Origin of the sequence: Candidimonas humi (assembly GCF_019166065.1) — a bacterium.
GTDB lineage: Bacteria > Pseudomonadota > Gammaproteobacteria > Burkholderiales > Burkholderiaceae_B > Candidimonas > Candidimonas humi.
Genome location: NZ_JAHTBN010000006.1, coordinates 210,951 through 231,279, shown reverse-complemented (window position 1 = coordinate 231,279; position 20,329 = coordinate 210,951). Strand labels below are relative to the sequence as shown.

14 protein-coding genes and 1 tRNA gene are annotated in these 20,329 nt (G+C 64.9%); 4 read left to right on the top strand and 11 right to left on the bottom strand.

Annotated elements, in window-relative coordinates; translation table 11 throughout:
- Positions 1 to 220: 220 nt before the first annotated feature.
- Positions 221 to 295 (bottom strand) — tRNA-Val (locus KVP10_RS15270).
- Between the two features lie 83 nt (positions 296 to 378).
- Here KVP10_RS15270 and KVP10_RS15265 point away from each other — a divergent pair.
- Together KVP10_RS15265 and KVP10_RS15260 are read left to right on the top strand one after the other, a co-directional pair.
- Positions 379 to 912: a hypothetical protein gene (locus KVP10_RS15265; RefSeq protein WP_217965462.1), complete on the top strand. Its 534-nt coding sequence runs from the start codon at positions 379 to 381 to the stop codon at positions 910 to 912.
- An 84-nt stretch (positions 913 to 996) separates the two neighbouring features.
- Positions 997 to 3,849 carry a hypothetical protein gene (locus KVP10_RS15260; RefSeq protein ID WP_217965461.1) on the top strand — a complete coding sequence of 951 codons (2,853 nt, stop codon included), beginning with the start codon at positions 997 to 999 and terminating at the stop codon, positions 3,847 to 3,849.
- A 115-nt stretch (positions 3,850 to 3,964) separates the two neighbouring features.
- On the opposite strand, the gene KVP10_RS15255 is transcribed toward KVP10_RS15260, so the two are convergent.
- From KVP10_RS15255 to KVP10_RS15225, 7 genes are all read right to left on the bottom strand, one after another.
- Positions 3,965 to 4,756, bottom strand: coding sequence for an SDR family NAD(P)-dependent oxidoreductase (locus KVP10_RS15255; protein ID WP_217965460.1), 792 nt, complete (start codon positions 4,754 to 4,756; stop codon positions 3,965 to 3,967).
- A 54-nt stretch (positions 4,757 to 4,810) separates the two neighbouring features.
- A complete protein-coding gene (locus KVP10_RS15250) occupies positions 4,811 to 8,554 on the bottom strand; it encodes a DUF748 domain-containing protein (protein WP_246600707.1) in 3,744 nt (1,247 codons plus the stop codon).
- A gap of 563 nt (positions 8,555 to 9,117) precedes the next feature.
- A complete protein-coding gene (locus KVP10_RS15245) occupies positions 9,118 to 10,098 on the bottom strand; it encodes a Bug family tripartite tricarboxylate transporter substrate binding protein (protein WP_217965483.1) in 981 nt (326 codons plus the stop codon).
- Between the two features lie 201 nt (positions 10,099 to 10,299).
- Complete coding sequence (locus KVP10_RS15240; RefSeq protein ID WP_217965459.1) at positions 10,300 to 11,298, bottom strand: Bug family tripartite tricarboxylate transporter substrate binding protein; 999 nt, start codon at positions 11,296 to 11,298, stop codon at positions 10,300 to 10,302.
- A gap of 68 nt (positions 11,299 to 11,366) precedes the next feature.
- Positions 11,367 to 12,152: a cyclase family protein gene (locus tag KVP10_RS15235; RefSeq protein ID WP_246600706.1), complete on the bottom strand. Its 786-nt coding sequence runs from the start codon at positions 12,150 to 12,152 to the stop codon at positions 11,367 to 11,369.
- The gene (locus tag KVP10_RS15230) at positions 12,133 to 12,801 is read right to left on the bottom strand and encodes a TetR/AcrR family transcriptional regulator (protein WP_217965457.1); all 669 of its coding nucleotides are present in this window, start codon (positions 12,799 to 12,801) and stop codon (positions 12,133 to 12,135) included. The genes KVP10_RS15235 and KVP10_RS15230 overlap by 20 nt, the downstream gene beginning before the upstream one ends.
- Positions 12,802 to 13,056: 255 nt before the next feature.
- Positions 13,057 to 14,298, bottom strand: coding sequence for an MFS transporter (locus KVP10_RS15225; protein WP_217965456.1), 1,242 nt, complete (start codon positions 14,296 to 14,298; stop codon positions 13,057 to 13,059).
- Positions 14,299 to 14,593: 295 nt separating this feature from the next.
- Between KVP10_RS15225 and KVP10_RS15220 the strand changes: the two genes are divergently transcribed.
- Positions 14,594 to 15,907: an Nramp family divalent metal transporter gene (locus KVP10_RS15220; protein WP_217965455.1), complete on the top strand. Its 1,314-nt coding sequence runs from the start codon at positions 14,594 to 14,596 to the stop codon at positions 15,905 to 15,907.
- Positions 15,908 to 16,005: 98 nt separating this feature from the next.
- On the opposite strand, the gene KVP10_RS15215 is transcribed toward KVP10_RS15220, so the two are convergent.
- Positions 16,006 to 16,674: a thiopurine S-methyltransferase gene (locus KVP10_RS15215; protein WP_217965454.1), complete on the bottom strand. Its 669-nt coding sequence runs from the start codon at positions 16,672 to 16,674 to the stop codon at positions 16,006 to 16,008.
- A 107-nt stretch (positions 16,675 to 16,781) separates the two neighbouring features.
- Entirely contained in the window at positions 16,782 to 17,642 is an 861-nt protein-coding gene (locus KVP10_RS15210; protein ID WP_217965453.1) for an alkaline phosphatase family protein, read from the bottom strand.
- A 362-nt stretch (positions 17,643 to 18,004) separates the two neighbouring features.
- Between KVP10_RS15210 and KVP10_RS15205 the strand changes: the two genes are divergently transcribed.
- Positions 18,005 to 18,847 (top strand): PhzF family phenazine biosynthesis protein, encoded by an 843-nt coding sequence (locus tag KVP10_RS15205; RefSeq protein WP_217965452.1) that lies wholly within the window; start codon positions 18,005 to 18,007, stop codon positions 18,845 to 18,847.
- 187 nt (positions 18,848 to 19,034) lie between these two features.
- On the opposite strand, the gene KVP10_RS15200 is transcribed toward KVP10_RS15205, so the two are convergent.
- A complete protein-coding gene (locus tag KVP10_RS15200; RefSeq protein WP_376810988.1) occupies positions 19,035 to 20,300 on the bottom strand; it encodes an MFS transporter in 1,266 nt (421 codons plus the stop codon).
- Positions 20,301 to 20,329 lie beyond the last annotated feature (29 nt).

Genomic DNA, 20,329 nt, shown 5'->3' with positions numbered 1-20,329 from the left:
CGCGCCGGGCGTATGGCTTCAGGAATTTTGAGAATTACCGCATGCGGGTCTTGGCCCAGTGCGGTTGGAACGGGGTGATTAACCGAGTGTGATGAATGCCCGTATCCCCCGATTATGGGGTAGAGCCGAGCCGATTAACCGAGTGTGATGAATGCCCTGATCCCCCGATAATGGGGAAGAGCCTCTGATATACGGTTGTAGACTGCTGTAGACTTTAGTTTGGTGGGCGGTACTGGGTTCGAACCAGTGACCCCTGCCGTGTGAAGGCAGTGCTCTACCACTGAGCTAACCGCCCCTTCGGCCGTGGATTGGGCGTCTGTTTCGAGCCCTGGCTTTCGGGAAGCAAAGGATTATAGCATTGAATTCCAGGGGCCAGGAATGCGGCGGATCTCCGCCCTTCTCCTGCGAACATCACTCCATCGAGTAATCTTCTTCATTTCGACGGGGCCAGGTTCACGGCTCGGCACGGCCGGCGGTCTTGCGCCGCATGTTTGCGCGCCAGGCTTCGGCTTTCATGTCGGCCGCCACGATCACGTCGTCGGCATTGGCCGGGTCCAGGCCGATTTTTACGACCCGCCGCTGCAATACGATGGGTGTCTCCATGGCCTCCAAGCCGATGAGCAGCAGCCGCAAGAATGCGCCGGCTACGAAGGCGTCGTGATCTGGCCGGAGTTCGACTGTTACGACCAACCCGCGTTGGTACGACTGCTGGCCCATTACGCGACAGGCCGCCGTCCGTTGCGGTTGGAGTTGATCAACATCGGCGAGTTTCCGGGCGCAGTGTGCTTCATCGGTCTCGGGCAGCTACCACCCGAGGCGCTGCGCCTGCTGTGGGCCAAGTGGAAGCAGGCGACGGCCTCATATGTGGTCGGTAAAAATACCGTGCCCCGGTTTTCTCCGGCCAGAGCGTGACTGCGGTGTGCGTAAAATTCCAACTTCCTGCGAGATTGTCTGACTACTCGTTCAACTCACTGCCCGAGACTCAACGACGCCTCGATGACCCCTAGAACTGCAGCTGCGAAACATACCCTCTGGCGTGCCCTCGGCTCGGTACTGCTTTCTCTAGCCCATATTCTGATTCCTGCCATTGCCGCGGCGCTGCTGCCCTTGTTCACGGCACTTGCCGTCGAGTTCTTGTTGCTTATATCCGTTCCGCTGCTGTCCGGCGCCAGACAACCACGCATGGCCAAATTCACCAGCGAATGGGCTGGCTGGGCGCAATTCGGGCTCGGCCTCAACGTGTGGCGCCACTTCCCGCATTGGCAGGGCCTGCTCGCGGGAATTGCAGTCCTCTGGGCCCTTACGCGCGGCTTGCGTATGATCGAGGCCCGGTTGCAGCTGACTCTGCCCCGGGGTGGCCAGCCGGGTCGCGGCAAGCCCGACGCCAACTATAGAGCACTCATAACGCCGGAGGGCGGCCACATTCGCGTGTTGAGCGAATATGAGTCGGGCCGTGCATACGGCCCGCCCGCGCGTACGATACTCTTCGATGACGGTGTATTGCTGGCCGGCGTCGGCCTGGTGGCCCGCTACTCCGCGGACGGGCGCTACTTCGCCGCCATAATGCCGAGCCCGGAAGAAGAGAGCGACAGCCTGCTGCTGCTTGATCGCTGGGACAAGACGCTGCGCTGGGGCCGTGATTCCGAACATTTCTGGCACATCCCCGAGTTTTGCGAGCCTGCGCCAGTGGATACACCTACGTCGGCGCCACGCCGCCGTCCATCCCTCTGGCTGCAGGATTTCCTCGACACACACAGCGCCACGGGCCTCAAACACTTCCAGGACCTCTGGATCGATGCCGGCCAGCATGACCACGTTCTCAAGCAATGGTCGACGCAGCATGCGTGCTATTCAACAGGCAATCCATGTCACCGCTTGCGTCTGAAGCCAGTGCCCCCGATTTCTTTCATGGCCCAAGCCGACCCGTATCGGTGCCTGCTCAGCCCGACCTGGCAGCTTCTGATGGACGACGCCGACACGGGCCTGACTACTGTGTACGAGACCTCGGCGAGCTGCAGTGATGACGGGCGGCTCTTCGCCTGCAAGGCGCACCGTCTCGACGCCCCAGGCAGCGGGCAAGTCTTCTGGTGGTGGTCCGAAGCAAGCGGCTGGCAGGCGCTGCCTGACTTCGAGCGCTTCATCGGCGATCAAATCGGTTTGGACACGGCACCTGTTCCCTCATTCGCCGAGAACGAAGATGCCCTGCGCCTGGACGCCAGGCTGGCGAGCCATGTTCCTGGCTATGGGCGCTTCGGCATTGAGCTGCGAGAAGAACGCTCGGCGCTCGATGTGCCTGGCGATGTGGACGGCCACGGTATCGCACACCCCGCCACATTGTCTGTGCGGCATGTAAGCCTGCACATGCGGCTCGAGCCGGGCCTTGCGGGCGTGGGTTTGCTGAGTGTGCACACCGAGCCCCTGGCAAACGGTGCGTGCGCCGTGTTTTCCCGCCCCTATCCGGACGCCGGGCCGGCGCAGGCCTGGCGATGCCGCATCGGCGACTGGCAGTTGCCCGGGCTGTGGCTGATCAAATACCGCCTGCTGGACAAGCCTTGCGGCATTGTTCTCTTACCTTTCGTCCAGGACCTGGGCGACAGTCCGCAGCGAGCCGCGTCCAGTTTCGTGCTGGCACTCCCCGCCGAAAAACGCCTGATCGCAGGCCCCGACTTTTTGGTGGCAGACGTTCACGATACGCTGTACGACCAGATTGCGGTCATCGAGATCGCCGGCCGCGTCGATAAGAACGACAACCCTGCTTTCGGTACGGCGCTTGCCCCTTTCGATGCGGCCGCCCCTCTTCCTGGCAGCGGCGCGATGGCCTCGTTCCTGGCCATGCGCAAAGCGCGATATTACTATCGCATCCGGCGCTTCGAGCTGCGCCTAGGCGTGTTGACGGCGCTGCCCGATTGGCGTACGGTCAGCTCTCCCCAGGCCTGCAACGCCGAGGGCGACTTCCTCTACCCGACGCCGGCGCAAAACCACGCGGCCTGGTATTTTGGCGGCCACAGTCAATCGCCCTTTGGCTGGCCGCACCGTGAAGACCGTCGCATCGGCGGCTATGTCATGACATCGCAAGGCTACGGAATCGGCCAAGTGGGGCCGGCCATGATCTGGTCCGGCGACGGCCAATTCCTCGTGCTGACCCGGTCGGCGGCCAGCTATGACGAAAAATGGCGTCTGCTGCTGCTTGACCTGACGCATGGCCTGCTCCATGTCGCCGTAACGGCACTACCCAGTCGGCCGCGCTTCGAGCAATTCGATGGTCAAGGGCTGCTACTGACGCTCACACACCCCGCTTGGGACGGGGAAAAACCTTCCGAAGAGCAACGGCGAATTTCATTGGCTGAGCTCACCGCCATGCCCGCGCAGGCTATGGTCGCGGTGGACAGTCTGAGGCTGGATGCGTCACAGGTTGCGGCTCGAATGTGGTGGAGCGGGCGCCCTGTCGGGCCGCTGGCCCCATACTATGGTCTCGAAATGAATGCGGAGCCATTCGGCGAAACCTTCGCGCGTTGCATCGCGGAATATCTAAAGGAACACGGGTCCATCGGCCACTCGCACCCGTATTACTGCGGGATGGGCTTGCTGTGCACCGACGGCGCCTTCGTCTACGTCCAGATTGGCGACTGGAGGCCTCCGACGATCAAGGAAGCCATGGCAATGGCGCACAAGGGCCATGCCAACGAATGCCGCGTGTTTCGGAACGAAGCGACTTTCGTCCAATGGCTGGCGGCACAAAGTGATCGTTCCCTCAATGCCGACGAATATACGCCCATGAACTGCGTCGGCAACCAGCGCCTTAGCCGCCGTCGCCTGCAACATTATCTGGGCAACGGTCCGCGGGAGTAGTTGATCTTATGGCATTCATGTGGTGCGCTGGCTGCGCCGGACGCCCGCCGGTGTTCATCGGTTACGCCATGCGCAGTGGCGCGGCGCCCGAGTGATGGTCGATGCCAGCATCCAGTCAGAGGCTGTCCACGACTCCACCATCGACGCGCAGGGCTGCGCCTGTCGTGGCCGAAGCCTGCGGCGAGCAGGCGTAGACGATCATGTTCGCCACCTCGTCGACACGAGCCAGGCGCCGGAGGATCGACGAGGGGCGGTGGGCGGCGATGAAATCGCGCCCCGCCTCTTCGACGGACTTGCCCGCCTCGCGGGCCGCATCGCCGAGCATGGCGGCCACCCCTTCCGACAGTGTCGGCCCCGGAAGCACCGAGTTCACCGTAATCCCGGTGCCGGCCATACGCTTGGCCAGGCCGCGCGCGAGGGCCGTCACGGCGGTTTTTGTCATGCCGTAGTGGATCATGTCGGGCGGGATGTTGAACGCCGATTCCGACGAGAGAAACACGACGCGCCCCCAGCCACGGGCCTGCATGCCGGGCAAATAGGCGCGCGACAGGCGCACGCCGGACATTACGTTCACGTCGTAGAACGTCTGCCAGACGGAGTCGGGGGTTTCGAAGAAATCCTGCGGGCCGAAGATGCCGGCGTTGTTCACCAGTATGTCGCATTGCGGCAGCGCGGCGACGATGGACGCGCATCCTTGCGCCGTCCCGATATCCGCCGCGATGCCCGACACCTGCGCCTTGGGCAGGGCGCCGAGCAGGTCGGCGATGGCGGCATCGACGGCTACTTGAGTGCGGCCGTTGAGCACCACTCGTGCGCCGCTTTCGGCAAGCCCTTTGGCGCTTGCCAGGCCTATGCCCTTGGTCGAGCCGGTGACCAGTGCGGTCTTGCCCGTCAGATCGATATTCATGGTTTCATCCTTTCTCGAGTCCGGGCTGCGCGCCCGGCGCTTGTATCGCGAAACTCAGTGTAGGCTGAAATCCACGCGCGTCGTCGGGCCTCCGTCGTCGATGCCGCTCGCGTCGAGCTTGGGCGCCACGATGAAGACGCGGCTGGTCAGGTCTTGGGCGGTGGTCAGGATCTGTTCGTACACGGCTTGCGCACGGGCTTCGGCCAGGGCTTGCAGGGATTGCTTGCCCAGCGGAGCGGCGGCCAGCAGCAGGGTCTTCATTTGCTCGGGCGGCAGCGACTTGGCAAAGCCGATGGCGTTGCGCGGCTTGTCCTTGATCTTGGTGTCGCTGTAGACCTTCTTCAGGTACTTGGCGCGGTCGGCGTCGCTCAGCTTGATGCCGGCGGCATCAGCCTTCTTGCCGCGGCCTCCGGTGTCCCGCGCCTTGGCCCGGCGCAATTGCTGGTCCAGCCAGGCCTGGCGCAGGCCCGCCTCGTCGGTCTTCGGATCGGCGCGGCCGACGATGTCCATTTTCAGCGCGGGACGGTCGTTCAGCGCCTTGACGAGCGTGGCGATGCTGGATTTGGCTTTGTCGTCGAGCGTCGAGCTGCCCGGTTCGAAGCCCACGTACGAAAGGTCCTCGCCGCCGCCGAAGGCGGAGGCCAGCAGCTTGAAGGGCGCGGTCACCGCCTTGGTCAGGGTGTTGACGATCACCTTGATGATGATGCCGCCTATCGAGAACTGCGGGTCGTCCAGCGAACCGGATATCGGCAGGTTGATGTCGATATTGCCGTGGGAATCTTTCAGCAGGGCGACGGCCAGCAGCACCGGCAGCTTGAGTGCGTCGGGGCTGTTGGATTGCTTGCCGAAGGTGAGCTGGTTAAGCTGCACCTGGTTGCTGGCCTGCAGGGCGCGGTTCTTGATCTTGTATTCCAGGTCGACCGAGAGCTTGCCGCGCTGGATGGCGTAGCCGACGTATTTGGACGAATACGTGGTGAAGCGCGGCAGGTCCACGCCCTTGGCGGACGCCTTGAGGTCCAGCGCGAGATAGCGCGAGAAGGGCTGCACGGTGCCCGATACCGACAAGGGCGCCGTGCCGTACACGCGGCCCGTGACCTTGACCTTGGCCGGTGCCGGCTTGGCCGAGGACACGGCCGAGAGCGTGCCGGCTATGGACGACAGTTCGGCGCGGTAGTTGGGCCGCACGAAATGGTCGTTGAACAGCATGCGGCCGCGCTTGAGCGTGACGCTATGGATGGAGATATCGGGCCCGGCGCCGTGCTCTGCAGCGCGCTTGGCCGCCCCGGTCTTGCTGCGGCGGGTCTGCGTGTCCTGCGTGATGGAGCCGGCGGCCTTGCCTTTGTCCACCATGATGTCCATGACGTTCAGGCGCGCCTTGTTGTTGAGCAGGATGTCGCCGTAGAAATCGTCCAGCAGGATGTCGCCCAGCGCCAGTCCGAGCTTGCTCCCTGCCATCGTGACGTGCATGTTGCTCAGGCCCAGGTGTTTCCAGGTAAGGAATTTGGCCTTGTTGACGCGGTCCAGGAGGTCGAGATTGTCGACTTGCACGGCGCCGTGCCAGTCCACGTGCATCGGCTTGCCGCTGCTTGCCGGGGTGAATTCGGCGTTGCCGCGCGCGCCCAGGGACACGCTGCGCACCGTGGCGTTCAGGCTGGATGCTATATACGGAGCCAGGGATGCAGCATCGAATTTGGCCAGGTCGACCGAGGTCTTCAGCGTCAGCGGCTGTGTGGTCAGTGCGCCCTTGAGCGCCAGGGTGCCGTGCTTCTGGATGCCGTCGGCCCGCAGGGTGAAGTTGGTCGGCTTGGCATCCAGGGCCAGCCGGTCGGCTTCCAGCGCCAGGGAACCCACGGAAAAATCGATCCCCGGCTTGACGGAGTCGTCCCGCGCGGCGAGCTTTTGCAGGCCGAGCTTGACGTCATGGGCTTCGACCCGGGACCCTGCCACATCGACCTTGCCCGCAATGCTCAGCCGGCCGTCCTTCAAGGCGATCGGAGCGAAATGGTGCAGGGCCGCAGCAAACGGCGCCAGCGCCAGATTGTTCATCTGGATTTGCGCCTGGGCCGAGAGCGGCTGCAGGACGACGGGCGCCTCGACGCGCAGCGAACTGCTGTCGTGGCTGTTGTCCATGCCCAGTCGCACTTGCATGGGCTGGCTCGCGGCTTGCGGCAGGTCGATGTGATCGACCTCGGCGTTCAGCCCGTCCAGCGGGTAGTTCAGTCCCAGCGGGTCGTCGCGCAGTTGCGCCTGTCCCGCATCGAGCTTGAAGGTGTCGATGGCGATCTTCCAGGCGGAAGGCGTGGAGTTGGCCGGCGCGGAGTGGGCCGGCGCCGTGGCCGGTTTGTCCGCGGCAGCCTGCGCGGGGCTTGCAGGGACGGCGCCGGTCGCGCCGGTTTTTTCATCGCCTTGTGCAGGGGTCAGGTGTTTTTTTTCATCGCCTTGTACGGCAGCCGGCTTGGTGTCGGTGTCGGCGGCCGCTTGCGCTGCCGCAGCGGGAGCCGCGGCGGGCTGGGGCGCGGCGGTGGAAGGCGCCGAGGGCGTAGGCGTTGAAACGGCAGGCGCTGAATTGCCACCCGCAGAATTCTTTGCGGATGCGGATGCGGATGCGGGAGCTGGGCTGCCCAGCTTGGCGAAGCCGGCGGCCACGCGCTGCCAGTTCAGTTGCCTGGCATCGCGGTGCACCTCGACTTGCGGTTTTTCCAGGCTTATCGTGCCGATGGAAAGCGTGCGTGCGCTCAGGTCGGCGGCGATGTGGTCGAGTTGCAGCTTGTCCCAGGCCAGCAGCGGTGCGCCCGAGGATTCGACCACGTCGAGGTGTCGCAGATCCAGCCCGCCCTGCACGCGTATGCGCGGAGGGGCGCCGGCGGGCTGCTCGAACAGCACCTGCAGCCTGGAGTCCAGCAGCGCGCTCTTGACCTTGACGGGCAGCGGCAAGGGCCAGAAGTCGGCCCATTTGTCCAGCGCCAGGCCATCCAGTGTCACATTCAGCGTGGATGCCGGCACCTTGTCGAAAGGCCGCGCCGTGCCGCTCAGGTCGAAGGGGCTGCCGTTGATGCGCATGTGCACGGCAGGCAGCACGTCGATCTGCGTGGCGTAGCCGAAGGAAGAAATAAAAGGGATGCCCAGCTTGAGATCGTCGATCGCCTGGTGGTGGCCGGTTACGTGATCGTCCAGGCTAATGGAACCGTTGGACAGCGTGAGATTGTTCAGTGAGAAGCGCGGCGGCTTGCTCGAGGCTTGCTCGGGCTTGTCCGGTTCGTCGGCCGACATCTTGGCCAGCCGCTCGACGATGTCGGAAAAATTGAAGTGCGTGGCGTCCTTGCGCACCAGGGCGAGCTGGGGTCGTTCGATATGCAGCCGGTCGACCACCGGCGCGAACATGACGAGAGATCGCCAGGCTACGCGCAGGTCGATTTCGCCGATCTTCAGTAATGGCGCGGGCGCCACTGCGGCTTGTCCGGAGGCGGGCTCTGCTTGCGCGGGGGCAGGCTGGGTTTGCATGGCGGACGACGCGGCTTGCGCCGAAGAAGGCTCTGCCTGCTTGGGGGAAGGCTGCGCGGGGGACGCCCCGGCTTGCCTGATGGAAATGTTCTGTGCGCGCAGCGCCAGCGTGAAGGGGTTGAAGTGGATTTCTCCCACGTCCACCTGGCGGCCCAGCAGTTGCGCGACGTTCTCGGTGAGCAGATTGCGGGTTACCTTGGGCACCAGCCAGGCCGACAAGCCAGCCAGGACGAGCAGCGTGAGCACGATGCCCACTAAGATCTTCACCACCCGCCGCTTGGATTTCAGAACTGGCATCCGCAACCGCATTGCACGCATTCCCCTCTGGATTGTTGCGCCGCGCATTCTGTCCGCAGATTTCGGCAGGGTGCCCCGCGCGGCCTAGCCGATTATCTCCGACGGACCCCGGCCCGTCCATGGCGGGCGCGGAATCTTTACCATTGCTGTGCCGCGATGATGTAACTACTTCTAACTAAAAATATATATTGATCCCGGCGGATGCGGGCTCATGACGGATGTTTCACGGATGGGCCGAATGGTCTCATGACCCAGTATCCACGCCCTGTCCCGGCATAAGATCGAGCGATGCAAGGCTGCTGCATGGAAATGATCTTGTACGGCAATCCGCCGCGTGATTGCCCAAGATTGATGAAATGTATAGCAATATGTCGATTGCTGCGCAGTGATTTTGTATCGGCATCATGGCTTCATCGCATTGTCAGACTCGCCCATGATGCTGTTCCTGCCATTGGCGACGGTCCGGGCCCTCCGGAAGTTCGCTTGATGGCTTGTCGGAAGCGCGGCGCCCCCGCGGCTTGCCGGGCGCGCGGGGTACGGTGTAGAGGCCAGATGGCGCCACGTCAGTCGGCCATCATCTTGGCGTCTTTGGCGACCTTGCCCAGTCTTTCGTACTCGTTCGCCGTAAGCGTGGCCAGTTCCTCTCCCGTGGACGAGCGCGGCGAGAATCCGGCTGCCAGCAGCTTGGTTTGTACTGCGGTGTCGGCCAGGGCTTCCTGTAAGGCATGCTGCAAGTTCTGCACGATCGGGGCCGGGATGCCCGCCGGGCCGTAGACGCCGAACCACGGCTCTACCGCGTATCCCTTCAGGCCCGCTTCCGCCATGGTCGGGACATCCGGCAGGGAAGGAGAGCGTCGAGCCCCCGCGACGGCCAATGCGCGCAGCTTGCCCGCCTGGATTTGCGGCAGCGAGGCCGGCAGATTGTCGAAGGCCACTTGTACCCGGCCGCCTATCAGGTCGGTGATCAGCGGCGAGCTTCCCTTGTACGGCACATGCACCCATTCGGTATGGCTGAGCTGCGCGAACAGTACGCCGGCAAGGTGCATGGATGTGCCAACCCCCGCCGTGCCGTAGGGGGTGCCGGGGTTTTTGCGGGCATAGTCCAGCAGCTCTTGCACGTTCTTGATGTCCTGCGGCAAGGCCGAGCCCGCCTCGAGCACGATGGTCGACGTGCCCAGCATGCCGATTGCCGTGAAATCCTTGCGCGGATCGAAAGGCATTTTCTTGTATATGTGCGGATTGAGCGCATTGGTCGATATCGCGCCCATGCCGACGGTATAGCCGTCGGGCTTGGCCCTGGCCACGGCCGCCATGCCGATGTTGCCGCCGGCGCCCCCGCGGTTTTCTATGACTATCGGCTGGCCCAGGATCTGGGCCATGCGGGCCCCTACCGTGCGTGCGACCAAGTCTGTCGTGCCGCCCGCGGCATAGGGCACCACGAATGTGACGGCCCTGGCGGGAAAGTGGTCCTGCGCGATTGCCGCTTGCAGGCCGCTGCCTGCCAGCAAGGCCACGCCGCAGGCGACGGCCCGCAGGCGCGCCATCGAAGTAAAGAAGGAAGGGGAAATATTCACAATAGGATCTCCAGGAAAATAATCGGATTCATCGGCTGCTTGCATGGGGGCGGCCGCTGCGGCGTGCTTGCGGCGCGGGCTCTCGCCGGGGCGGCATGCGCGTCGCCGACGATGCCCGGCCTAAAGCAAGGGCATCGCCGGCGATAGAAGCCGGCTCTCGGGATGGCGCGGTTATTCGACCTTGATGCCGGCCTGCTTGATCACCTTGGCCCACTTTTGCGTGTCGCGGTGCATCAGCTCGCCGAATGCCTCGGGCGTGGACGGGGCCGGCTGTATGGCTTGCTTTTCGAAGAATTGCTGCATTTCGGGGCTCGTGATCGCGGCGTGGACCTCGCGATTCAGGCGGGCGATGATGTCCTTGGGCGTGCCCGCGGGCGCCAGCATGCCGACCCATGACCCTGCCTCGAACCCGGGGTAGTAGTCGGTGATCGACGGCACGCCCGGAAGCTGCGGAATGGGCGCCTTGGTTGTCACCGCCAGGGCCTTGAGCTTGCCTGCGCGTATGTATTGCAGGACCGAACTGGTACTGACGAACATGACTTGCACCCGGCCGGCCAGCAAATCCGTGATGGCCGGCGCGCCGCCCTTATAGGGGATGTGCCGCAGTTGCGCACCGGTGGTCAGCTTGAACAGTTCGGCGGCGAGCTGGTTCGAGCTTCCTGCGCCGGTCGAGGCGTAATTCAGGTCGTCGGGATGCTGCTTGGACCATTCGACCAGCGCGGGCACGTCTTTGGCGGGCACCGAGGGGTGCACGGCAAGCACCAGGGCGGATGTGCCGACCAGCGACACCGGCGCCAGATCCTTGTCGCTGTCGAACGGCAGTTTGTACAGCAGCGGGTTGATGGCATGGGTATCGAACGCCATGAGCAGCGTGTACCCGTCCGGCTTGGAATGTGCAACCAGCCCGGCGCCTATGGATCCGCCGGCTCCGGGCTTGTTCATCACCACCACCGGCTGTCCCAGGGTCTTGCTCAGTTGCTTGCCCATCATGCGCGTGACGACGTCGACGATGCCGCCGGGCGGAAAGGGCACCACGACTTCGACGGCGTGGTCGGGATAGGTCCCCGCGGCAAATGCGGGAATGGAGCAGGCGAACGTGGCGGCGGCCATCGCCATGGGTAGGGCAAAGCTTGCCAGCCGTGCGCGCAAGCTGCGAGTCTGCGGATACATGTCGGAAATCTCCCTGAAAATTTCTTTTTTATGAGTTGAGCCTCCGGCAGAGAATGCCGGACGGCTGATCATTTGATGATGGCGACGGCGCGGCACCAGCCCGCCGATGCGTGGGCGATCTTTATGGGAAAGCAGCACACGGTAAAGCCGTGGGACGGCAGCAGGTCCAGGTTCGTCAGCTTTTCCATCTGGTAGTAGCCGATGTCGCGGCCTGCCTTGTGCCCTTCCCAGACTATGCTGGGGTCTCGCGTGGCGTTGAACCGGTCTATGACGAACTTGAACGCGGCGTCCCAGCTATAGGAATCGGTGCCCACCACGCGCACGCCGCGTTCCAGCAGCCACAGTGTGGCGGCCCGGCCGAAGCCGCAGGCGCTTTCCCAGTAGTCTTCGCAGCCCTGGCGCGCGCCGGCGCGCGTGTTGGCGACCACGATGTCCAGCGGCTGCAGCGCATGCCCGATGCGTGCGAGCTCGGCCTCGATGTCCTGCGGCGTGACGACGTAGCCGGCCTCGAAGTGGCGAAAGTCCAGCTTGACGCCAGGGCGCATGCACCAGTCCAGGGGCGCCTGGTCGATGCCCGGCGCCGGCTCGCCGCCTTCCACCAGGGCGTGGTTGGTGGTCGGGTGGTAATGCCAGGGCGCGTCCATGTGGGTGCCCGCATGCGTGGACAGGGAAATTTTCTCGACGGCCCATGCCTTGCCTTCCGGCATATCGTCGGGCGTCACGCCCGGCAGCAGCTTGCCGAACAGTTCCCACGATTCGTCATGGTTGACGTAATCGATGCGCGGCCGGTGGTGGGCGGGGGAGGTGGGCTTGTCTTCCAGCGTGACCGACAAGTCAATGATCCTGCGAACCAAGAGAGGCTCCTTTGTCTGGGGCGATGTTTGCGGCCTGGATTCCGGCGACCACGAAAGTGGCGAGCTGGCCGATGATGGCTTGCGGATCATCGGTGTCGCACAGGCCGCCGGAGAGGCGATTGAGGCGGTGGTAGTGCTTGTCCGAGTCGGTGATGATGTACATCATCGAGCCTATGGTGAAGGCATAGCGCCAGAAGGCTTCTTCGCGCCCCAGGCCGGGGCTGGCCTTGAGGAAGGCTTCCACGAATTCGAGCGCCAGCTCGTCGTAGAGCCGGAAGATCGCGGCATTCGATGTCTGGCTGGGCAGCGTGCGGGCCTGCATCAGCAGGCGCACCAGCAGGCGGCTGTCGCCGGTGGCGTCCAGGCTGTGGCGTATGGGGGGCGCCACCAGGGCTTCGACCACGCATCGCAGGGTCGGCCCCGGGCCTGCATTGAGCTTCTGCAGCGCTTCGCGCCGCATGCGGTTGACGGGCTCGACGACCGAGGCCAGCACCGCGCGGATCAGTTCTTCTTTGCCGCCGATGTGGTAGTGGATTGCGGCGACATTGACGCCTGCGCTGGCGGTGATGTCCTTGAGCGTGGTGCCGTTGAATCCGTGCCGCGCGAACAAAGTGAGCGCGGTCTGGATGATTTTTTGCTTGGTGTCCACCCGGTGCCTGCCAGCTGCAGAATTAAAAATTCAATTTCAAATTTGAATTTGAATTCTATGTGGGATTTGCGAATGGGTCAACGGCAGTCGAAACGTGGCAACGTAAATAGGTCGGTTGCGGGTGCTCGAGCATCGCGGGCGGCCCCGCCCGGCGGGGTAGTAGTGCAGAAAGGCGGGCATGCGTGCGGGCGGCGGGCTCGCCGCTGGGCCGAGGCGCTGTGCGCTGCCAGCCGGGATGTGCCCGGCGGGTGCGTATCAAGCCCGGCGCCGCGCCACGCTCCAGTTGCACCCCGCGCAGACCAGCATCAGCGCCGCGGTGATCAGGAACACCGGCCGCATGCCCATGTGGCCGCCTATGAAGCCGCCCAGGGCCGGCCCGAGGACCTGGCCCGCGTATTGGGCGGAAGTCGCGTATCCCAATATGGTGCCGACCGAGGCGTCGGGCACGTTGTGGCGGATGGTGGCGTTGATGGCCGGCAGCAAGCCGGACAGCGCCATGCCCATCAGGAAGCGCAGCACCAGCAACTGCATGCTGTTGGTGACGAAGGCCTGCGGAACCAGCAGCACGCCCGCCACCGCCAGGCAGATGATGATCACCTTCCAGCTGCCGACCTTGTCGGCCAGGCGTCCCAGCCGGCGCGCCGCCAGGATGCTGCCCAGCGCCGAGGCCGCCATGACCAGGCCTGCGGTGCTCACCACGCGCGATGGCTCGTCGACCAGCTTGCCGACATACACGGTGATGATGGGTTCTATGGACATATTGGCCAGCATCAGCATCATGACGGTGGCCAGCATCGCGTACACCGGGCGCCGGTCGGGGATCGCGGACCAGGCGCCGGCCCTGGCCGTCTGGCGCCGTTGCTTCACCGCCGAGCGGTCTTCGTGCAGCAGGAAGCAAGTGGCCAGGAAGGCCATGAAGATCACTGCGCCGGCAAGAAAGAAGGTATTGCGTATGCCGATCAGGCCGGGCAGATAGCCGCCCACCAGGGGCCCCAGCAGGGTGCCGGCCAGCACTCCCGTGGAAAGCGTGGCCAGCGCCCAGGCCGAATGGGCCCTGGGGGTCTGCGAGGCGACCAGCACCACGGCGCCGGACGCATAGCCGCCCAGCAATCCGGCGAGCAGGCGCAGCGCCACGAGCTGCCATATGTTCTGCGACAAGCCGATCAGCGACATGCAGATCGCCATCGCCAGGCAGGCGCGCACCAGGATCAGCTTGCGCCCGTAGAGGTCGGCGAATTTGCCCCACAGCGGCGCGAGCAGGCCCGCGCCGAGGAAAGTGATGCCATAGGCGATGCCGGACCACTGGACTATCGCGGCCTGGCTCTTGACGCCGAGCTGCTCGACGTAAATGGGCAGGAACGGCAACAGCAGCGTCATGGCCATGACGTTAGTGAAAGAGCCGCTCAGGCACACATACATATTGCGCCGCCAGTGCGGGTTTTCCACCGAGGACTGGGCGTTGTTCGTATTGCGGTCTGTCTGTGGCGAAGGGCTCATGCGGGCTGATTATCGCGGGGCGGATCGAAGGGCGGCGTGTGGCGGCGAGGGCCATGTCCAGGCGGCATTGTCGCCCGAAAGCGCCGGCGGTGCATGGGCGCGGCGCGCGGCTGTGGGCGCATGACGCTTTCGTGCGAGATCGTGCGTGCGAACTTTCGGGTGATTTGATATAAGACGGGATGCCGAGCCCGAGCCGCGGCGATGCCCGGAATGCCCGCTACGCGGCGGTGGCCCGGCCTACGCCGCCGGTATCCGGTATCCATGGCCCGGCTCGCCCGCCCAACACCAGGTCTTCATGAACCCACGCCGCCTGCAGCCCATGACACGTCCTCCCATGACCGAGGGGACGGTGCTCGCCATCCACGATGCCCTGGAGGGCCGCCGCCATGGCATTGCGATGCTGCTGCCTTTCGTCGGGCCGGCGGTGGTGGTGTCCATCGCCTATATGGATCCGGGCAACTTCGCGACCAATATCCAGGCCGGGGCGCGCTACGGCTATGGCTTGCTGTGGGTGGTGCTGCTGGCCAATCTGGTCGCGATGCTGTTCCAGGCGCTGTCGGCCAAGCTGGGCATCGTGACAGGCCGAAACCTTGCGCAGCTATGCCGCGATCATTTTCCGCCGCCGCTGGTGTTGCTGATGTGGGTCATCTGCGAACTGGCTGCGATGGCCACCGACCTGGCCGAATTCATAGGCGGTGCGCTTGGCCTGGCGCTGTTGTTTCATCTGCCGCTGCTGGTGGGAATGGCCTTGACGGCGGCGATCACCTATTTCTTGCTGCTGTCCGATAAATTCGGTTTTCGCCCGATGGAGCTGACCATAGGCGCGCTGGTGGGGCTGATCGCCGTGTGCTACCTGATTGAGCTGATCATTGCGCCGGTGCACTGGCCGCAGGTGTTGGGCGGCATGGTCACGCCGCGCCTGCCGGACCGCGAGGCCGTGACGATAGCGGTGGGCATCATCGGCGCGACCATCATGCCGCACGCCCTGTTCCTGCATTCCGGCCTGACCCAGGGCCGGGTGCCGCCGCGCAACGAGGGCGAGCGCAAGAAGCTGCTGAGGTTCTCGGGCCTGGAAGTGGCGATCGCCTTGTCGATAGCCGGGCTCGTCAATATGTCGATGGTAATCATGGCCGCCAGCGCCTTTCATTCCGGGCACAGGGGCGTGGCGGAAATCGAAACGGCCTATCACACCTTGACGCCGGTGCTCGGTTCGGCCGCCGCCGGCATATTCCTCGTGTCGCTGCTGGCTTCGGGGGTATCCAGTTCCGTGGTGGGCACCATGGCCGGGCAGCTCGTGATGCAGGGTTTCGTGGGCTTCCATATCCCGATGTGGGTGCGGCGCCTGGTTACCATGATCCCCAGCTTTATCGTCATCGCGATGGGCGTGAGTGCGACGCGGGCCTTGATCCTGAGTCAGGTGGGGCTGAGCCTGGCCCTGCCGGTTCCGATGCTGGCGCTGCTGTGGTTCACCTGCAGGCGCGACATCATGGGCTCCTATCGCAACTCGCCGCTGGTCATCGTGCTGGCGGTCTTGGCCGCGCTGGTCGTGCTGGGGCTGAATATCATGCTGCTGCTACAGGCCGCGGGCGTGCAGATCCTGGGACTTTGAGCGTCGGGGTTGCGGCGAACCGGCTCGAAGGCATAGAGGGGCGGGCGCGGCATGCCGGGCGGCTACGCCCACCCGAATTCACCGCCCGGCCCCGCCGTTCATGCGGATTGGCGTTCCATGCGATAGACCACGGTATCCAGGCTGTCCAGGCCGCGGGCCGCGAACTTCGGTTCTTTGTCGAGTATGGAGCGGCGGTCCAGCACCTGCACGTCCCAGCCGCCGGCCTCGCCGTAGTGCTTGCGCACCTCGGCTTCCGGAACCGAGAAGGGCGGGCCGTCCATTTGTTCCTGCGTGTATTCCAGGGTCAGCAAGAGGCCGCGGCAACCCTGGGCCATCTGGCCGTACACATGCCGCACGTAGCGCTGGCGCAACTCGGGCGTCAGGGCGATCAGCGCGGCCCGGTCGTAGAAGCCGGCGCACTGCGCCAGGGTTGCGGCGTCCACGTCGAAAATATCGCCGCACAGGAATTCGATATTGCCCGCGAGGTAATGGCGCCCCATGGCGGAGTCGCGCACTTCGGGCTTCAGCCCTTGCTCGGCGTAGAACTGCTCCACGGCCAGGGGCGAGAGTTCCACGGCCAGAACTTGGTGGCCTTGCGCTGCCAGCCAGACGACGTCCAGCGACTTGCCGGCCAGCGGCACCAGGACGCGGCTCGCGGCGGGCAGCGCCAGGCTGCCCCAGTATTTCTGCAGCAGCGGCATGACCCTGCTCTGGTGGAATCCGGTTTGCCCTGCGCGCCAGCGTTGCAGCCAGAAATCAGCGTCCATGTCTTCCCTTGTGTCTTGTGTGCGTGTACTTGCGTCACGGGCGATGCCACAGGTTTGCGGGCCGGGCCCGGCGCCTGCACGCTGCGGCGATATTCGTTCGTGTCAGTTCAGTTTATACCGTCGGCGCCGGCTTCCGGTTCGGTTGCTTGCAGCACGGTCGGGTTGCGCGGCTTGGCGTGCCCGATGCCGAGCAGGTCGGCGACGATGCCGCAGATCTCGACTTGTCTCACATGGGCGTTGCCCGGATGGGCGAAGGCGCTGCCCAGGGTGAACAGCGGAACCTGGCGTTCTTCGGGCAGCAGGCCGCCGTGATTGCGGTCGCGGTTCATGCCATGGTCGCTGGTCACCAGTACCTGGCAGCCAGCGTCCAGCCATCCCGGCAGGTACTCGGCCAGCAGGGCATCGATGCGCCTCGCCGTGTTGCGGTACTGCGGGCTGTCCAGGCCGTAGGCATGCCCTGCGCTGTCGGCGCCCATGGGATGCACCAGCAGGAAATCGGGTTCGTGCCGCCGGCGCAGCGTCTCGGCGTCCAGCAGCAGGTGGTCGTCGGGATAATCTTCGCCGTGGTAGAAGATGCCGTGCTGGATGGGCAGGGACAGGTCGTCGGTGTAGCGGTCGCGCACGGGCAAATAGGGGCAGCGGTTGTACAGCTCGCTGATCCAGTGGTAGGCGGCCGCGGCGGTGCTGCGGCCGGCGGCGCGCGCCAGGTGGAAGATGCTCTGCTGGTTCGACAGGCGCTGTATGTCGTTGTTGACGATGCCGCTGTCCACGGGAAGCACGCCGGTCAGTATGCATTCGTACATGGGGCGCGACAACGAGGGCAGGCCGCATTCCATGCGGTACAGGCTGGCGCGGCCGGCCTCGCACAGGCCCTGCAGGTATCCCAGGCCGTCGTGGGCCGTCTGCCAGCCCAGGCCATCGATGATCACGAGTATGACTTTGCGCGTTGCGGGGGAGTCCGATGTCATGATGTGCTCGGCATGGAGGGTCGCGGCCGGCGGGGCGGCCGTGCCGGACATGGCCGTCCGGAGGGACTGGATGGGATGGTATTCTACCGCCACGCAGCCACGCAGCCACGCAGCCACGCAGCCACGCAGCCACGCAGCCACGCAGCCACGCAGCTATGCGGCTATGCGGCTATGCGGCTATGCAGCTATGCAGCTATGCAGCTATGCAGCCCACACCGTAGCCCGCACCGCAGCCTGCAGCCACATCGGCCGTAGCCCGTGGCCGCGCGGCGATGCCGCTCGCGGGCTTATCGTCTGGCATTCCTCATCCCCCTTGCCTTCGTGGCGCTTTTATCGCCCCTACGTTCGTCGGAGTTCGTCTCATGCCCACCCTGGATTTCAAGCAAGTCGATGTGTTTTCCGCCACGCCCTTGAAGGGCAACCCGCTGGCGGTGGTCATCGGCGCGGACGAACTGGACGAGGCCGGCATGGCGGCCTTCGCCAACTGGACCAACCTGAGCGAAACGACTTTCCTGTTGCGGCCCACGGCGGCGGGCGCCGACTACCGCGTGCGCATCTTCACGCCCCGCGCCGAGCTGCCGTTCGCCGGCCATCCTACGCTGGGTTCCTGTCACGTATGGCTGGCCGCGGGCGGCCGCCCGCAAGGACAGGAAGTCGTGCAGGAATGCCAGGCCGGCCTGATACGCCTGCGGCGCGACGGTTCGCGGCTCGCCTTTGCCGCTCCTCCCTTGCTGCGCAGCGGCGTGCCCGACGCGAGCCTGCTCGAGCGCGTCGCCTCGGGCTTGCTGATCGAACGCACTGCCATCCGCGGGGCGCAGTGGGTCGACAATGGTCCCGGCTGGCTGGCGGTCATGCTGGGCAGCCGGGCCGAAGTGCTGGCGCTGCGTCCGGATATGGCCGCGCTCGGCGATCTCAAGATCGGCGTGGTGGCGCCCTGGGATGCGGCGCGCGACGGCGGCGAGGCGAGTTTCGAGGTGCGCGCCTTCGTGCCCGGCATAGGCGTGCCCGAAGATCCGGTGACCGGCAGCCTGAATGCCGGCTTGGCCCAGTGGCTGATAGGCAGCGGCCAGGCGCCCGATGCCTATGTGGCTTCGCAGGGCACGGCCCTGGGGCGGGCCGGCAGAGTGCACGTGCAGCGCCTGGGCGACGATATCTGGATAGGCGGCGAAACCGCCGTGTGCATCGAAGGGCGGGTAAACCTTTGAGGAAGATGCTGGCGAGCTAGCTTCTGGCGGGTCTGCGGCGAGATCGAGGCCCGGAAGCCAGGCTCCCCGCGAATGCATCCAGCGACAGGCCCGCGTTCATGACGGGGCCCGCGCCCGAGAGGGCGGTGGCCCCGCGGTCCGCATCCGCGGGACAGTGCCGGGATGCGGCGGGAGCCTGGAAGCCTCTTCAGGCCACCTTGCGGTGATTGCGCATATTGGGCAGCAGGAAGGCCGTCACGCCCAGCAGGGGCAGGAAGGCGCAGACGTGATACACGAACTCGATGCTGGTGGCGTCGGCCAGCGTGCCGAGCGCTGCGGCGCCGATACCCGCCATGCCGAAGGCCAGGCCGAAGAACAGGCCCGAGATCGTGCCGGTCTTGCCCGGCACCAGTTCCTGTGCATAGACCAGGATGGCCGAGAAGGCCGAGGCGATCACCAGGCCGATGATGAACACCAGCACGATGGTCCAGAACAGGTTGGCGAAGGGCAGCACCAGCGCGAAGGGCGCGGCGCCCAGGATCGAACCCCAGATCACGCGCTTGCGGCCGATGCGGTCGCCCACCGGCCCGCCCACCACCGTGCCTATCGCCACCGCGAACAGGAACACGAACAGGCAGTATTGCGCGTTCTGGATCGACATGCCGAAGCGGTGCATCAGGTAGAAAGTGAAGTAGCTGTTGAGCCCGGCCAGGTAGATGTACTTGGAAAACACCAGCACCAGCAATACCACGAGGGCGCGCTTGACTTCGCGGCGCGTCAGCCCGGTGTCGACCTTGCCCAGGCTCTTCTTGCCACGCGCGCTGGTCAGGTGGAATTTGTACCAGCGGCTGACCCCGTACAGGATCGCCATGGCCAGCAGCGCGGCCAGCGAGAACCACGCCACGCTGTGCTGCCCGTGAGGCACGATCAGCAAGGCGGCCAGCAGGGGGCCCAGCGAAGAGCCGAGGTTGCCGCCCACCTGGAAGATGGATTGCGCCAGCCCGTGCTGCCCGGCCGAAGCCATGCGCGCGACGCGCGACGATTCGGGGTGGAACACCGACGAGCCCATGCCGATCAGGGCAGCGGCCAGCACCACGCTGGGGAAGTTCCAGGCCTGCGAAAGCAGCAGCAGCCCCATGAAAGTGAAGCCCATGGCGATGGGCAGCGAAAATGGCTGCGGCTTCTTGTCGGTGAACAGCCCGATCAGCGGCTGCAGCAGCGACGAGGAAAATTGAAAGGCCAGCGTAATGACCCCCACTTGCGCAAAGCTGAGATCGAAATTGCCCTTGAGCACCGGATAGAGCGCAAGCAGCACCGACTGCATCATGTCGTTGAGCAAGTGCGTGACGCTGATCGCCCCAAGGACGCCGAATGCGACGCCCGCGGTCTTGGAGGCTGCGGCCGGGGCGGCGTCGGTCGTGGCCGCTGCGGCCGTGGAGGCCGGCGGCATGGTGGAGGCCGTGGCTTGATTCATGTCTGAAGTTCCGTCGAGATGGATGTGGC

Bases quoted from the DNA above. Each gene is read 5' to 3' on its own strand.
- KVP10_RS15265 (WP_217965462.1), top strand. From the start codon at position 379: ATGCGGCGGATCTCCGCCCTTCTCCTGCGAACATCACTCCATCGAGTA.
- KVP10_RS15260 (WP_217965461.1), top strand. From the start codon at position 997: ATGACCCCTAGAACTGCAGCTGCGAAACATACCCTCTGGCGTGCCCTC.
- KVP10_RS15255 (WP_217965460.1), bottom strand. From the start codon at position 4,756: ATGAATATCGATCTGACGGGCAAGACCGCACTGGTCACCGGCTCGACC.
- KVP10_RS15250 (WP_246600707.1), bottom strand. From the start codon at position 8,554: ATGCCAGTTCTGAAATCCAAGCGGCGGGTGGTGAAGATCTTAGTGGGC.
- KVP10_RS15245 (WP_217965483.1), bottom strand. From the start codon at position 10,098: ATGGCGCGCCTGCGGGCCGTCGCCTGCGGCGTGGCCTTGCTGGCAGGC.
- KVP10_RS15240 (WP_217965459.1), bottom strand. From the start codon at position 11,298: ATGTATCCGCAGACTCGCAGCTTGCGCGCACGGCTGGCAAGCTTTGCC.
- KVP10_RS15225 (WP_217965456.1), bottom strand. From the start codon at position 14,298: ATGAGCCCTTCGCCACAGACAGACCGCAATACGAACAACGCCCAGTCC.
- KVP10_RS15220 (WP_217965455.1), top strand. From the start codon at position 14,594: ATGAACCCACGCCGCCTGCAGCCCATGACACGTCCTCCCATGACCGAG.
- KVP10_RS15215 (WP_217965454.1), bottom strand. From the start codon at position 16,674: ATGGACGCTGATTTCTGGCTGCAACGCTGGCGCGCAGGGCAAACCGGA.
- KVP10_RS15210 (WP_217965453.1), bottom strand. From the start codon at position 17,642: ATGACATCGGACTCCCCCGCAACGCGCAAAGTCATACTCGTGATCATC.
- KVP10_RS15205 (WP_217965452.1), top strand. From the start codon at position 18,005: ATGCCCACCCTGGATTTCAAGCAAGTCGATGTGTTTTCCGCCACGCCC.
- KVP10_RS15200 (WP_376810988.1), bottom strand. From the start codon at position 20,300: ATGAATCAAGCCACGGCCTCCACCATGCCGCCGGCCTCCACGGCCGCA.